We start from the raw sequence: 13,879 nt of genomic DNA on the forward strand, positions 1-13,879 counted from the left end.
CCATAAATCACTGCGTTCAATACCGCAAAGATCTCCAGAAGGCCGGAGCCACCCTGAACCAAACTGGTCTGGTCGGTCTGTTCAGATATGTACAGCCTGATCTAACGCGTCACCCTGCTTCGGCAATTCCACCCGAACACGAAGAGCAATCATCAGCGCCGCCAGCAGCATCACTGCGCCCGCGATGATGAAGACTCCCTCTACACCGCCAAAGCCGAAGACCAACCCACCGAGTGCAGCTCCCGCGGCGATTGACGATTGCACCGCGGCGACGACCATCCCGCCTGCGGTTTCGGCTTGATCCGGAACCGTGCGTGCCACCCAATTTGACCAGGCAACCGGTACCCCGCCGAAAGCCAGGCCCCATAGCGCGACTACGAGTGCCAGCCCCGGCTCCTGGAGAGGCAGCGAGATCATGGCAAACGCGGCCACGGCTACCAAGGCAGGCATAAGGATCAATGTCAGGCGCAAGCTACGTTCCATCAGCCAACCCGCCACGAGTGTGCCGACGAAATTGGCGGCGCCGAAGCCCAATAGCATTAAAGCCAGGCCATCGATGTCGATGTGCACGACGCTTTCAAGTGCGGGACGGATGTAGGTGAAAAGTGCGTATTGACCTGTGTGTGCGAGCACGCATCCGACCATGCCAATGGCAATGCCAGGGCGCCGGAGCAATTCCAGCACGGATGCTGTGCGTGCCATTTTCCGAGGCGCCATGCTGGGTAGCGTGAACCACTGGAAGAGCAACGTCAGCACGCCGACCGCCGCTGCCGCATAAAAGGCGCTGCGCCAGCCGAACAGGCCGCCCAAGTAGCTGCCCAGCGGAACGGAGACCACGGTTCCAACGGCGATGCCGCTGAAGATGATGGACAGCGCGCGTGGCACCCATTTTGCCGGTACCAGGCGCATGGCCACGGCAGCCGCCATGCTCCAGAACCCACCCAGCGCAATGCCAAGAAGCACTCGCATCAACAACAGGACCGTCAGATTCGATGACATGGCAACGAGCAAGTTGGATGCAATCATCAGCAAGGAGAAACCCAGCAAGACGGTACGGCGGTCAAGCTTGCGGGTAAGCCCTGGCACCAAGAGTCCAGCAAACAACGCAACCACGGCGGTGACGGTCACGGCCTGACCGGCCATCGCTTCGGACACGCTCAAGTCCGAGGCCATCGGCGTTAGCAGACTCGCCGGAAGGTATTCAGCCGTCAGTAGGCCAAAGACACCCATGGCCAGAGAGAAAACCGCCGTCCAGGCCGGGGTTGCCGGCTCTACTCCAGCAGCGCTGCCAGGTGCAGCATCAAGCACATTGCTACTCATCTCAAGAATCCTTGGGAAGTGATCGTGATCGGCAGTCTAGAGTTGAGTGTCAGGATGATCTATGATGCAAACCCCTATTGTTTTGATCAAAACGCCTAATATGACTGAGTCAGGACAATTTGCGCTGTCTTCTGAACTGATTAGCGAACTGTTAACGGGTATGCGGCTGCGCGGTGTTCAGTACCGCCGCGTTCAAACGGGGCCGAGCTTTGGCTTGGGTTTTGAACACAGATCGGCGCATGCCTACTTTCATTATCTGGCGGTGGGTACGGCCATCCTGCGTACGGGAGATGGCGCGATACATCATCTCTCGGCAGGTGACGCGGTATTGGTGCCGCAAGGTCATGGGCACCAATTGCTATCAGCGCTGGATGCCACCGTTCAGAATGTCGACCAACTTGATGCAGCCCCTTTAGGCGAGGCCGTCAGTGGTGTGAACACCTGTCCCAGCACACTTTCTACGCCAAGTGCGATCCTGTTCTATGGCTGCATGGAGTTCGATCTTGGGGGCATGCGGGCGTTAGGCAAGCTGATGCCGAATGTCATGGTGGCGGACACCGGTGGTCAGAGTTATCCAGGGTTGGGGTCGATACTCGATTCAATCAAATATGAGATCTGCGCCGGACGTATAGGATATGCCGGGATCATGGCTCGGCTTGCGGAGGTCGCTGCATCCTTATTCGTACGGGGTTGGGTCGAGTGTGGCTCTGAAAGCGCGCAAGGTCTCATGGCGGCGCTGCGAGATCCCCGCCTGGCGCGTTCTATCCTCGCCCTGCATCGCCAACCCGGGCGCGAGTGGACGGTTGCCGAACTGGCAGCCGAATCTCACGTGTCACGCTCTGTGTTCGCGCAGCGGTTCCAAGCCACCATTGGCGTGCCTCCCTTGCGATACGCCACCGAGTTGCGGATGCGGATTGCAAGCCAATGGCTGACGCAGGACAACCTGTCGATCGATGCCGTCGCACAACGCTTGGGCTATACCTCACAAGCGGCGTTCAGCCGTGCATTCAAGCGCATCATTGGCCAGCCGCCAGGGGCGAGTAGACAGACACGTCGAAGCAGTGAGCCTGTGCAATCAGTTTTCTTATGAATTACCGGTGCAGCGCTGTAGCCGCAGCTGTCCCACCCTGCGCAGCGAGGACAAGATCGGCTGCTCGTTCGCCGATGACGACACACGGCGCCATCGTGTTGCCAACGGTAATTCGCGGCATGATGGAAGCATCAGCGATGCGCAGTTTATCGATGCCATATACGCGCAGTTGATGGTCGACCACCGACATCGTATCTCGGCCCATTTTCGCGGTGCAGGACTGGTGCCAGTAAGTCACGGCAGAGCGGCGGATGAACTGCTCCATAGCGCGATGTTCTTTCGGCCCGGGCACAACTTCGCGTTTGACCAGCCCGTTGAAGGCGTCGCTGTTACCGAGCGCCCTGCACAGGTCGATCGACGCATACGCCGCAGTCATATCCTCGGGCGCGCTCAGCGAGTTCGGCTCAATCAGTGGGGCATCCAGTGGCCCGGCACCCGACAGGCGCAAGCGTCCTCGACTGGCAGGCCTGGCCAGCCCTGCGAACATCGTCCAGCCATGCTGTGGCGGCTCAATCGCGACTTCGGGCGGAGAGGGTACCGCAAACGCCAGCTGACACTGCAACAGGTCCGGGACATCCAGGCGACTGTCGCTTTTCCAATACAAGGTGGTTTCGCACCCGCTGCCACCGACTGCCTGGGGTTGCAGGTACTCCCATGTGCAGCCAAAGGCGAGGTGATCCTGAAGGTTCTCGCCTACGCCAGGAAGGTGATTGATCGGGGCGATGCCGTGGTGTCGCAGTTCATCTTCCGGGCCGATTCCCGATTGCATGAGCACCTTGGGTGTTTGCACCGCGCCCATGGACAGGATGACCTCGGCTGCGGCATAGAAGCACTGACGTTCGCCTGCGATCACCACTTCGACACCGATAGCTCGTGTACCGACAAGCAATACGCGAGTCACCAATGCCTCTGGCAGAACCGTCAAGTTCGGATAGTGCAACCGTGGCCGGATGTAGGAGTCGTAAACGGATTCGCGCTTGCCCTGGTTAATGCGCAGGTCGGTAATAGCGACCCCGCCCGGGCCTTCCATCATCGCGCCATTGGGACTGTCGAATCGGGGGATACCCAACCGGCTGGCCGCCTCCAACGTGGCCCACGCGAGGGGTTGAGGCGTGGCCGGCTGTTCGACATGCACGGGGCCACCTGAACCACGCCGCGTGGCATCAGGGCTGCCTTGCCAGTTCTCGATCCTGCGGTAGTAATCGAGTACCGAATCGTAGCCCCAGGCCGGGTCGCCGGACTCGGCAGCGAAATGGTCCCAATCGGAACGGTGCCCGCGCGACCAGACCATCACATTGATGCTGGAGCCACCGCCGAGGCCCTTACCCATGTTCAGGGATAGCCGTCGACCATTGAGGTGTGGATTGGGTTGCCCCTCGAATGCCCAGTCGCGCTTTGAACCGAGGTTCATCGGCCATTGCGCCGGTTCGGTAACCTCGGGGCCCGAGTACCCCTCGCCAGCCTCAATCAGCAAGACGCGTGCGCTTTTATGGTCGGCAAGACGGGCAGCGACCACGCAGCCCGCCGTACCTGCACCACACACAATGAAGTCATAGTGTTGATCACGCAGATGATTCATGCAGGACGCTCCGTATCGATGCAGCGATTGAGTTTGCGGTGACCAGTGGCGGTGTTTCCCTGCGATCACTGCTCGCCAACGCTGTGCACTGCCTTAAGGATCACTGAGGCGACCTCGGCCGGCTTTGACTGCTGGGGAACATGGCTGGTGTGCACCTCTGCAAGGGTGGCACCGATACGCTTGGCGGCAGAGCGCTGGACGTCGGGGTGGATCATCCGGTCTTCTGTGGCGAGCAGATACCAGGACGGTTTGGTCTTCCAGGCCGACACGGTCGTTTTATCTTCGAAGGCAGATGCCTTGATGGGACCTTGCGTGGCGGTCATGACGGCGGTCTGCGCTGCCGGGAGATCCTGGGCGAAGTCCTTGGCCATGCCTTCTGGCGTCAAATAGAGGAAACCGTTGCCGTCGGCCTTGATCTGACTGATGCCAGGGGGCGTGGGGGCGCCTTTACCTTGTTCGCCGCTGGTTTGCCCGGCCTCTGGCGCGAAGGCGGCGACATACACCAGCGCGCTGACCTTCGGATCGCTACCGGCTTCGGTAATCACGGTGCCGCCCCAAGAGTGCCCGACGAGAACCACCTTGCCCTGCTGGTTGTTCAACGTGCGGCGCGTCGCGGCAACATCGTCGGCAAGCGAGGTGAGCGGGTTCTGCACAACCGTAACGGCCACCCCTTGGGCTTGGAGCAGCGGCACCACTTTGGCCCAATCGGAGCCGTCGGCGAACGCGCCGTGTACGATCACCACGGAGGGCGTTGTATCCTGCGCGTGACTGGCGCTTGCGATGAAGGCACCGGCCAGGGCAAAGGCGACGGTAGCGATTTTCGATTTGAATGTTTTCATTGGATGAGCTCCTGTTCGGGAGTTCAAATTCTGCGGACTGGCCTGCGATGTGGGCATCGGTCAATTATCCGACCCCGGGATATTTTTCATGGATAGTGCGTTGCAACTGGACATCTCCCTGGATGGGGCACTGGCGACGATCGCCCAGGTTGGTGACCTCAGCATGGGACAACCCCTCGGTCATTCCCGGCGCGTTGCCGCACTGGCGCGGAGGCTGGCGCAGGCCCAGCACGGCGACGGTGAGCACCTGAGGGTAGCGGAACAGGTTGCCTTGCTGCGCTGGTCCGGTTGCACCGCCAATGCCGAAGGCTTTGCGGATCTGCTGGGCGACGACGTCGATGGCCGCCGCGCGATGCTCGATCTGACGCTGGGCAATGAGCAAATGAACGCGGTGCATCAGGCCACCCCGCTTGCCGTCGTGCACTGTGAGGTGTCTGGAGCCATCGCCAAAACTCTCCAGCTCGGTGCCGCCGTCGAGGCGGGCTTGTGTCGCGTGTTCGAAACCTACGACGGCACTGGCCGGCCGCTGGGCCTGACCCATGAGCACATTCCGGAGGTCGCCTATCAGGTAGTGCTTGCGGGTGATCTGGATATTCTCAGTCGTGCACACGGCCTGGACGCGGCGCTACGCTGGATCGGGGAGCAGTCGGATCGGCGCTATCCAGCGTCGCTAGTATCGTTGCTTCTGGGCAACGCAAAGGACTGGCTGGCGGATCTGGAAACGCTTTCGAAAACCGTTGAGCACGGGCATGAGCAACGTTGCGTCTCACTGACGTTGGTGGGAGACATCATCGACTTGAAGCTCCCGTGGTTGGCAGGGCATTCGCGGCAGGTGGCGCATGTCGCCGTGGAAGCTGCACGCCTGTGGGGGCTGCGTGAACCCACCTTGACAGACATTGGCAAGTCCGCGCTCATCTACGGTCTCGGCCGGGCAGCCGTTTCGAACCACCTTTGGAATACCGCAGGGACGCTGCCATATGGCGCTGCGGAGCGGGTGCGCCTTGTCCCTTACTGGACGCAACAGGCGCTTAGGCCTATCACTGAACTGGCCGTGCCCGCAACGATTGCAGCCCATGCCTATGAGCGGCTCAATGGCAGTGGCTATTTTCGAGGCGTGGCGGGTGATGCGCTGTGTGCCGAGCATCGCCTGTTCGCCGCCTCGGTAGCCTGGGTCGCGCTAAGGGAAGCCAGGCCATGGCGATCGGCCCACGGCGAAGCGGATGCCGCCAGGCTGCTCAAACAGGATGCTGGCAATGGCTTGTTCGACAACGATGTTTGCGACGCAGTCATTGCCGCCGCAGGTGGCGAGCGTCGAATGCGGCAACCGAAGGCTTCGTTGCTCACGACTCGCGAGTGCCGCATCCTGCTGGAAATCAGCCGTGGCGCCAGCAACAAGCAGGTGGCGCGGCTGCTGGACATCAGTCCGAGCACGGTGCGCACGCACATGGAAAGCATCTTTCGCAAACTGGAATGCTCGACCCGGGCAGCCGCTACCTTGAAGGGGCTGACACTGGGATTGATTGCCTGAGCCAGGCCTGGGTTAAGCCTGAATCAGGCGAGCCCATCCTGATCGGCTTGACTGGCGCGTGCCAGGTCGATGAATGCCTTGGCTGCCGCGCTGGGGTTGCGGCGGTTCGGGTAGTACAGGCACAGCTTGTCTCTGGGTGGTGTCCAGTCTTCGAGAATCCGCACGAACTGACCGGCGCGGATTTCGTCTTGAACGTCCTGCTCCATGAAAAAGCCGAGCCCCATGCCTTCCTGCACCACCACCTTGACCACGCTGGATTCATCCAGCGTAAGCGGCCCGTTCACATCGAGACGCGTCACTTCCCCGTCCCGCTCGAAATGCCACGGGAAAATCGCCCCATTGGGTAGTCGAACGCGGATGCATCGATGCTGGAGCAGCTCGGCTGGCGTTCGCGGTTTGCCATGTTTTTCGAAGTACGCCGGCGAGCCGACCACCGCGTAGCGTTGCGGCTGACCGAGCGGGATCACAATCGCGTCGTTCGGAACGAGGCTTGCTGAGCGCACGCCGAAATCGAAGCCGTCAGCCACGATATCCACCAGACGGCCTTCGGTGACGAGGTCGATGTGTACTTTCGGATGCTGCTGCAGGAACTCCATCACCAGGGGCAGGAGTGCCGATCGGGCAGCGCTGGCGAACGCATTGATACGCAGCGTGCCCGAGGGCCCGGCGTTATGCGATCGCACGGCATCGAGTGCCGCACGCAAATCCTGCAAGGCTGGCCCCACCTGCTCCAGAAATATCCTGCCCGCTTCAGTGATGGCCACGCTACGGGTCGTGCGATTGAACAGCCGCGACTCGAGGCGGGCTTCCAGTTGGGCAATGGTGTTGCTCAACGCGGTGGTGGAGACGTCGAGCTCGATAGCGGCTTGCCGAAACGAACCCCTGCGTGCGACCGCCATAACAGCGTCCAGCTCATTGAGGCCTAAACGATCTTGTGGCATGGATTATCCTGATTTTCGGGATTGGTCATAAAGGTTTGTCCCAGTTGAACAAACTATCCGTCAGGCAGCAAGATTGCTTCAGGAAATCCATCCAGGAGATTAGCGAATGAACCTTCAGCTTCCCGACGTCGTGCAGACGTACTTTGCGGTCAGCACGCCATGCTGAATCTAGGTTTGACTGGCAAGCGGGTCCTCGTCACCGGAGGCACCAAAGGCATCGGCAAGGCTGTCGTCGAGTTGTTACTGGCCGAGGGCGCGAAGGTCATTACCTCGGCCAGACAGGTGGACGTGGAAATGCCGGGCGCTCTTCTGATTGCGGCTGATCTTTCCACCCGGGAAGGTTGTGACGTGCTGATCGCCGCGATCCAGCAGCGGTTGGGTGGCGTGGACATAATGATCCACGTCCTGGGTGGTTCGTCGGCACCCGGCGGCGGTTTTGCTGCGCTGGATGAGGAACAGTGGCAACGAGAGCTCAGCCTGAACCTGTTGCCGGCGGTGCGTCTCGATCGCGCCTTGCTCCCGAGTATGCTGGAGCGCAAGGAAGGGGTCGTCATCCACGTCACCTCCATCCAGAGTCGGCTGCCACTGCCGGAAGCTACAACCGCTTACGCGGCGGCCAAGGCCGCGCTGTCGACGTACAGTAAAAGTTTATCGAAAGAGGTTTCGCCCGGAGGCATCCGCGTGGTTCGGGTTTCGCCGGGCTGGGTTGAAACCGAAGCGTCGGTGGCATTAGCCGAGCGACTCGCGCAGGAGGCCGGTACTGACTATCAAGGTGGTAAAGAGATCATCATGAAAGCACTCGGAGGTATCCCGCTCGGCCGCCCATCGACGCCTTCTGAAGTTGCTGACCTGATCGGCTTCCTGGCTTCGCCGCGAGCGGCATCTATCACGGGAAGTGAGTTTGTGATCGACGGCGGAACAGTGCCAACGGTTTAGCGAAATATTGCAGGCGTCGCACTAATTGAAAGTCATTATCATTTGATATACTCTCGCGATTCCTCCTCGCTTGAGTCGTTTTGCGTGTCCTGGCCACCCGATCCTCATTCTGCTGACGGCGAGTTCGAGAGCCATTCGAGCGAGCTGCTGCGCTTTCTCACACGGCAGGTGAAGTGTGCAGAACTGGCGGCCGATCTGCGCCAGGAGACGTGGTTGCGCTTTCGCCGGCGCGAGTCCGGGAAGGAGATCGGCAATCTCCGCGCTTTCCTCTACCGCATCGCGCGCAACCTGATCATTGACTACCGCCGTCAGCAAAAGTCGCGCCCTGTCGAGGAGGAGATATCCATCGAATTGGTCAGTGCCCAGCCGGGTCCGGAGCGAGCGGCAAGCGACGCCCAGCGCCTGGAGCTACTGCAGCGCGCAGTCCAGGGTTTGCCACCGCATCTGCGTCAGGCGTTGTTGTGGAATCGCCTGGACGGGCTGACCCAGCGTGAGATCGGCGAACGCCTGGGGGTCTCGGAAAGCATGGCCGGACGCTATATCCTGAAGGCCCTCGAACACTGCCAGCAGCAGATGGACCCGCAGCCGTGACTCATCCTTCGCTTCTCGATCAGGCCCGGCAATGGCAGGTGCTGCTGCATTCTGGCCGCGCCACCGCTGCCGATCGCGATGCCGCGCAGGCCTGGCGCCAGGCGGCGCCCGAGCACGAGCAAGCATTGCGTGAGGTGGAAGGGCTGTGGTCGTTGCTCGGCCAGATAGAACGTCCGGCCGAGCAGCCTCAGGTGCGCGTGATGCGGCGCCATCGACGTTGGGCGCCTCCGCTGGCCTGCGCCGCGATGCTGTTGCTTGCCCTGTGGCTACCGCGCGGCACCTGGATTGGCCTGTATGCCGATATCAGCACCCAGCCGGGCGAGGTGCGCGAGTTGCGTCTGGCAGATGGTTCGCTGTTGACCCTCAACGGTGATTCGGCGCTGGACTGGCAGTTTGTCGACGGTCGCCGCGAGGTGAGGCTGTACCGCGGCGAGGCGGATTTCCAGGTAGCCCATGACCCGGCTCGGCCGTTCATTGTCAGTGCCGGCGAGGCGCGCATACGCGTCACCGGCACGCGCTTTGATGTGCGTCTGGAGGAGGGCGGTGTCGACCTCGCGGTCAGCGAGGGCCGAGTGTTGGCCTCCAGCGAGGGGCATGAACCGCTGCCGGTGGTCGGCGGGCAGCAGGTGCAGTGGCGCGGCGGGGAGCTGCAGGCGCCGCAGGCTTTGGATGCGCGCCAGCGCTTGGGCTGGCAGCGCGGCAAGCTGATATTCCGCGACCGGCCACTGGAGCAAGTGTTTGCCGAGCTCGAACGCAGCCAGTCTGCACGCGTGCTGTTTGTCGACGAAGCCGCTCGCAGGCTACAGGTGACCGGCGTGTTCGCCCTTGACGATCCACAGGCGGTGTTAAGTGCTGTCGAAACCACTTTGCCTGTGCGTCTGGTGCGTCTGCCGGGATTGATTCTGGTTGCGTCACGCCGCTGAGACTCGCACCGCACCTGGGTCTTCAAGAAAACAGAAAATATTTAAGCGGCGATGGTTCAGAAATCATCGGCGCCTTCGTCTTCTGTTCCTGCAAATGCGACTTCTTCGTATTGACAGCCAAGGACATCAGCATGCGGTCGACCCCCTTCCTTGCGGCGCTAGCCGTTCTCCCCCTGGCCATGGCTGCCGCACAGGCGCAAGCCGTCGAGCTCGACGTGCCCGCCCAGCGGCTTGACGCGGCGCTCGTCGATTTCGCCGAGCAGGCCGACGTGCGTCTGCTCTATGACGCCGGCCTGACCCGTGGCAGCGGCGTGGCGCAGGCGCTCAAGGGCGACTATTCGGTGGTCGACGGCCTGCAGCGGTTGTTGGAGGGCAGTGGCCTGACATTCCAGACCGGCGACGACGGCACCTTCACTCTGGTGCCGCTGCCCGAACAGGGCGTGTTGGAGCTGGGCTCGACCACCATCAGCGGGCTCGCCGAAGGCCGTGTCGACCTGCCGGCCGAGTACGCCGGTGGGGAGGCGGCGCGAGGTGCCCGCATCGGCGTGCTGGGCAATCAGGACATGCAAGATGTGCCCTTCGCCTTCTCCAGCTACACCTCCGAGCTGATTGAGAAGCGCCAGGCGCAGACCCTGGCCGATGTGCTGGCCAGCGATCCGGGCGTGCGTCAGTCGTTCGGCTTCGGCAACTTCTCCCAGGTGTTCGTCGTGCGCGGGTTCCAACTGTTCAGCGACGATATTGCCTTCAACGGGCTGTACGGCATTCTGCCGAGACAGATCATCTCCACCGAGTCGGTCGAGCGGGTCGAGGTGTTCAAGGGGGCCAACGCCTTTGTCAATGGCGTATCGCCGTCGGGCAGCGGTGTCGGCGGGGCGATCAACGTGGTCTCCAAGCGTGCCGAAGACACCCCCACGCGCAGCGCCACCCTGGACTATGCCAGCGACAGCCGAGTGGGGGGGCACCTCGACCTGGGCCAGCGCTTCGGCGAGGACAACCGCTTCGGCGTGCGGGTGAACCTGGCCCAGCGCGAGGGCGAGACCGCGGTGGACGATGAGCACTCGCGCTTCAGTCTGGCCACCCTCGGCCTAGACTACCGCGACGACCGTCTACGACTGTCTGCGGACCTCGGTTACCAGAAGCAACGGGTCAATGAGGGGCGCTCGGTGGTCTATCTGACCACGACGGGGCCGACCAGCACACTCAACGGCAAGACGCCGTCGGCACCCGACTCCGACCACAACTACGCACAACCGTGGAGCTGGTCGCAGCTCGAAGACACCTATGGCATGTTCAGCGCCGAGTACGACCTTTCGCCCACGTGGACCGCCTACCTGAGCGCAGGCGGCAAATACACGCGGGAGAACGGTGTCTACGCCTCCAACTACGTCTACGGCGCGAACGGCGACGCACGCATCGGCCGCCTCTATTCACCGCTGGACCAGGAGACCCTGAGCGCCGTCACGGGGCTGCGCGGTGAACTCACCACCGGGCCGGTCAGCCACCGCCTCAACCTGGCCGCCAACGGCATCTGGCAGGAAAAGCGCAACGCGTTCGAGTCCACCGCGGCGGGCAGTCGCGGCTTCGGCAATCTGTATCAGGGCCAGCCCATCGCCGAGCCGCCGGCCACCAGCGTCTCCGGCGATATTCACGACCCGGACACCACCGCCAAGGTGCAGAACCGCAGTCTGGCGCTGTCCGACACCCTGGGCTTGCTCGACGACCGCGTGCTGTTGACCCTGGGCGTGCGTCGCCAGTCCATCAGCTCCGATGCCTGGAGCGCGGCCAGCGGTGCCCGCACCGCGAACTATCAAGAAAGTATCACCACGCCGGCCTATGGCCTTGTGATCAAGCCCACCGAGTTCCTGTCGCTCTATGCCAACCGCGTCGAGTCTCTGCAGCAGGGGCCGACCGCGCCGGTCGCCGCGCTCAACAACGGCGAGATGTTCGCGCCCTATCGCTCCAAACAGACCGAGGTGGGCGCCAAGCTTGATTGGGGCACCTTCGGTGGCAGCCTCAGCCTGTTCCGCATCGAGCAGCCGCAGGGCGTGCTCGGCGGCGATGGCTACTACCGGGTGGATGCCGAGCAGCGCAATCGCGGTGTAGAGCTGAGCCTGTTCGGCGAGCCGCTGGACGGCCTGCGCCTGCTGAGTGGTGCCACCTGGACCAAAGCCGAACTTAGCGGCACCACCGGCGGTCGCGACGATGGCAACCAGGCGGTGGGTGTGCCGAAATTCCAGTTCAATCTGGGCGCCGACTGGGATGTGCCCGGCTTGCCCGGAGTGAGCCTGAACGGCCTGCTACTGCGCACCGGCGGTCAGTTCGTTGACAGCGCCAACGAATACAGCATCCCCGCCTGGACCCGTGTCGACCTTGGCGCGCGCTATCGGACGCAACTGGAGGGCCGCGCGCTGACCTTCAACGCGATGCTGGAGAACGTCGCCGACGAGAATTACTGGGCCTCTGCCAACGGTGGCTATCTGACCCAAGGTGCGCCGCGCACACTAAAAGTGTCGGCCACCGTAGATTTCTGAAGTTACCCAGGATAAAGAGGGCGCCGTTGCAAGCCGTGTGAACACGCTAAAGGCGATCTCACCAGATGCTCTGAGAGGCTGCATTCGCGGCCTCTGTCGTCGATGCTGCGATGGCGCCAGAACCCGCCACTCGGTCTGGCCGACGAAACCGTTGGCAATTCAGATCGCAAAATGACTTTAATTTCTTGTATTGACATATCGGTAAATCTCGATATTCTAGGCGCATGGAACTGATCGAAATATTCAAAGCACTCTCAAACCCTACGCGTCTTGCAATCCTGAAAGGTTTGAAGGATCCGGCAAAGAACTTCCCTCCACAGGATGAAGGTGACGTTCTCACGGTCGGCGTCTGCGTCAGTAGTATTCAAGAAGGCATCGGGCTGTCGCAGTCTACGGTGTCCGGTTATCTTGCTACGTTGCAACGAGTGGGCCTGGTTGAAGTCAGGCGCATCGGTCAGTGGACCTACTACAAGCGCAATGAAGCGACCATCAGTGCGCTGGCCGAGATCATAGGGAAAGATCTGTAATTTTTTTACCGTAAGATATCGAAATATCTCGATATCCCTTTTTGTCGATGCGAGGATTTACCATGAAAGCGATGATACTGAAATCATTTGGCGGCCCGGAGTCGTTCGAACTCAGCGACGTGCCCAAGCCCGTGCCGGGTGCGGGACAGGTCTTGGTGCGTGTACACGCCACCTCTATCAACCCGTTGGATTATCAGGTTCGACGTGGCGACTATGCCGACCTGGTGCCACTGCCAGCCATTACCGGCCACGACGTATCGGGCGTTGTCGAAGAAGTCGGGCCGGGTGTGACGAGCTTCGCTCCAGGAGACGAAGTCTGGTACACCCCGCAAATTTTCGACGGCCCGGGCAGTTATGCCGAGTACCACGTTGCGGCTGAAGGCATCATCGGGCGTAAGCCGAAATCACTGAGCCACCTTGAGGCAGCCAGTCTGACCCTGGTTGGCGGGACGGTGTGGGAAGCACTGACCGTGCGAGCGGCGCTCAGAGTGGGGGAGAGCATTCTGATCCACGGCGGCGCGGGAGGCGTAGGGCATGTCGCGATCCAGGTGGCAAAAGCCATTGGAGCGCGGGTCTTCACGACCGTGCGCGAAGCAAACTTTGAGTTCGCACGCCGCATGGGTGCCGATGTGCTCATCGACTACGAAAAGGAGGATTACGTCGACGCCATCCTGCGGGAAACCGACGGCCACGGCGTGGATGTGGTGTTCGACACCATCGGCGGCGACACCCTGACGCGTAGCCCCGACGTGCTCGCCCAACTCGGTCGCGTGGTCTCGATTGTGGACATTGCAAAGCCGCAAAACCTTGTTCAAGCCTGGGGCAAGAACGCCAGTTATCACTTCGTTTTTACCCGACAAAACCGCGGCAAACTGGATGAGCTGAGCGCATTGGTAGAGCGCGGTCAACTGCGCCCGCACGTTGGCGCGGTCTATTCGCTGGCCGATATTGGGCTTGCCCACGCTCGACTGGAGAGCCCCAACAACGGCCTTCAAGGGAAAATTGCGATTGCAATCGAGCCATCGCTCATCCCGTAACAGTCCTTAACCGTTTAAGTCTTTTTTGGAGGACGTC

12 protein-coding genes are annotated in these 13,879 nt (G+C 61.5%); 8 read left to right on the plus strand and 4 right to left on the minus strand.

Annotated elements, in window-relative coordinates:
* Window positions 1-81: 81 nt before the first annotated feature.
* A complete protein-coding gene (locus BMY45_RS07595) occupies window positions 82-1,320 on the minus strand; it encodes an MFS transporter (RefSeq protein WP_092396231.1) in 1,239 nt (412 codons plus the stop codon).
* Window positions 1,321-1,384: 64 nt separating this feature from the next.
* On the opposite strand from BMY45_RS07595, the gene BMY45_RS07600 reads away from it, so the two are divergent.
* A complete protein-coding gene (locus BMY45_RS07600) occupies window positions 1,385-2,410 on the plus strand; it encodes an AraC family transcriptional regulator (RefSeq protein ID WP_256573631.1) in 1,026 nt (341 codons plus the stop codon).
* Window position 2,411: 1 nt separating this feature from the next.
* Here the strand turns inward: BMY45_RS07600 and BMY45_RS07605 are convergent, their stop codons facing one another.
* Entirely contained in the window at window positions 2,412-3,989 is a 1,578-nt protein-coding gene (locus BMY45_RS07605) for a GMC family oxidoreductase (RefSeq protein ID WP_177193316.1), read from the minus strand.
* Window positions 3,990-4,054: 65 nt separating this feature from the next.
* Window positions 4,055-4,828 carry an alpha/beta hydrolase gene (locus BMY45_RS07610; RefSeq protein ID WP_092396235.1) on the minus strand — a complete coding sequence of 258 codons (774 nt, stop codon included), beginning with the start codon at window positions 4,826-4,828 and terminating at the stop codon, window positions 4,055-4,057.
* A gap of 88 nt (window positions 4,829-4,916) precedes the next feature.
* On the opposite strand from BMY45_RS07610, the gene BMY45_RS07615 reads away from it, so the two are divergent.
* Window positions 4,917-6,356 carry an HD domain-containing phosphohydrolase gene (locus BMY45_RS07615; RefSeq protein WP_092396237.1) on the plus strand — a complete coding sequence of 480 codons (1,440 nt, stop codon included), beginning with the start codon at window positions 4,917-4,919 and terminating at the stop codon, window positions 6,354-6,356.
* Between the two features lie 23 nt (window positions 6,357-6,379).
* Here the strand turns inward: BMY45_RS07615 and BMY45_RS07620 are convergent, their stop codons facing one another.
* Complete coding sequence (locus tag BMY45_RS07620) at window positions 6,380-7,297, minus strand: LysR family transcriptional regulator (protein WP_092396239.1); 918 nt, start codon at window positions 7,295-7,297, stop codon at window positions 6,380-6,382.
* A gap of 159 nt (window positions 7,298-7,456) precedes the next feature.
* On the opposite strand from BMY45_RS07620, the gene BMY45_RS07625 reads away from it, so the two are divergent.
* The 6 genes from BMY45_RS07625 (at window position 7,457) to BMY45_RS07650 (ending at window position 13,842) form a co-directional block, all read left to right on the plus strand.
* Entirely contained in the window at window positions 7,457-8,233 is a 777-nt protein-coding gene (locus BMY45_RS07625; RefSeq protein WP_092396241.1) for an SDR family oxidoreductase, read from the plus strand.
* 84 nt (window positions 8,234-8,317) lie between these two features.
* Complete coding sequence (locus tag BMY45_RS07630) at window positions 8,318-8,824, plus strand: RNA polymerase sigma factor (protein ID WP_092396243.1); 507 nt, start codon at window positions 8,318-8,320, stop codon at window positions 8,822-8,824.
* The gene (locus tag BMY45_RS07635; RefSeq protein ID WP_092396245.1) at window positions 8,821-9,747 is read left to right on the plus strand and encodes a FecR family protein; all 927 of its coding nucleotides are present in this window, start codon (window positions 8,821-8,823) and stop codon (window positions 9,745-9,747) included. The genes BMY45_RS07630 and BMY45_RS07635 overlap by 4 nt, the downstream gene beginning before the upstream one ends.
* 131 nt (window positions 9,748-9,878) lie before the next feature.
* Window positions 9,879-12,278: a TonB-dependent receptor gene (locus BMY45_RS07640; protein ID WP_092396247.1), complete on the plus strand. Its 2,400-nt coding sequence runs from the start codon at window positions 9,879-9,881 to the stop codon at window positions 12,276-12,278.
* 224 nt (window positions 12,279-12,502) lie between these two features.
* Window positions 12,503-12,805 (plus strand): ArsR/SmtB family transcription factor, encoded by a 303-nt coding sequence (locus BMY45_RS07645; RefSeq protein ID WP_092396249.1) that lies wholly within the window; start codon window positions 12,503-12,505, stop codon window positions 12,803-12,805.
* A 62-nt stretch (window positions 12,806-12,867) separates the two neighbouring features.
* A complete protein-coding gene (locus BMY45_RS07650; protein WP_092396251.1) occupies window positions 12,868-13,842 on the plus strand; it encodes a zinc-dependent alcohol dehydrogenase family protein in 975 nt (324 codons plus the stop codon).
* The last annotated feature ends 37 nt before the right edge of the window (window positions 13,843-13,879 follow it).

The organism is Pseudomonas sp. NFACC39-1 (assembly GCF_900110355.1).
Lineage (GTDB): Bacteria > Pseudomonadota > Gammaproteobacteria > Pseudomonadales > Pseudomonadaceae > Aquipseudomonas > Aquipseudomonas tehranensis.

What these genes read in the sequence shown, in the direction of transcription:
- BMY45_RS07625 (WP_092396241.1), top strand. Translation starts at nt 7,457, where the DNA reads ATGCTGAATCTAGGTTTGACTGGCAAGCGGGTCCTCGTCACCGGAGGC.
- BMY45_RS07645 (WP_092396249.1), top strand. Translation starts at nt 12,503, where the DNA reads ATGGAACTGATCGAAATATTCAAAGCACTCTCAAACCCTACGCGTCTT.
- BMY45_RS07600 (WP_256573631.1), top strand. Translation starts at nt 1,385, where the DNA reads ATGCAAACCCCTATTGTTTTGATCAAAACGCCTAATATGACTGAGTCA.
- BMY45_RS07620 (WP_092396239.1), bottom strand. Translation starts at nt 7,297, where the DNA reads ATGCCACAAGATCGTTTAGGCCTCAATGAGCTGGACGCTGTTATGGCG.
- BMY45_RS07610 (WP_092396235.1), bottom strand. Translation starts at nt 4,828, where the DNA reads ATGAAAACATTCAAATCGAAAATCGCTACCGTCGCCTTTGCCCTGGCC.
- BMY45_RS07605 (WP_177193316.1), bottom strand. Translation starts at nt 3,989, where the DNA reads ATGAATCATCTGCGTGATCAACACTATGACTTCATTGTGTGTGGTGCA.
- BMY45_RS07650 (WP_092396251.1), top strand. Translation starts at nt 12,868, where the DNA reads ATGAAAGCGATGATACTGAAATCATTTGGCGGCCCGGAGTCGTTCGAA.
- BMY45_RS07595 (WP_092396231.1), bottom strand. Translation starts at nt 1,320, where the DNA reads ATGAGTAGCAATGTGCTTGATGCTGCACCTGGCAGCGCTGCTGGAGTA.
- BMY45_RS07615 (WP_092396237.1), top strand. Translation starts at nt 4,917, where the DNA reads ATGGATAGTGCGTTGCAACTGGACATCTCCCTGGATGGGGCACTGGCG.
- BMY45_RS07640 (WP_092396247.1), top strand. Translation starts at nt 9,879, where the DNA reads ATGCGGTCGACCCCCTTCCTTGCGGCGCTAGCCGTTCTCCCCCTGGCC.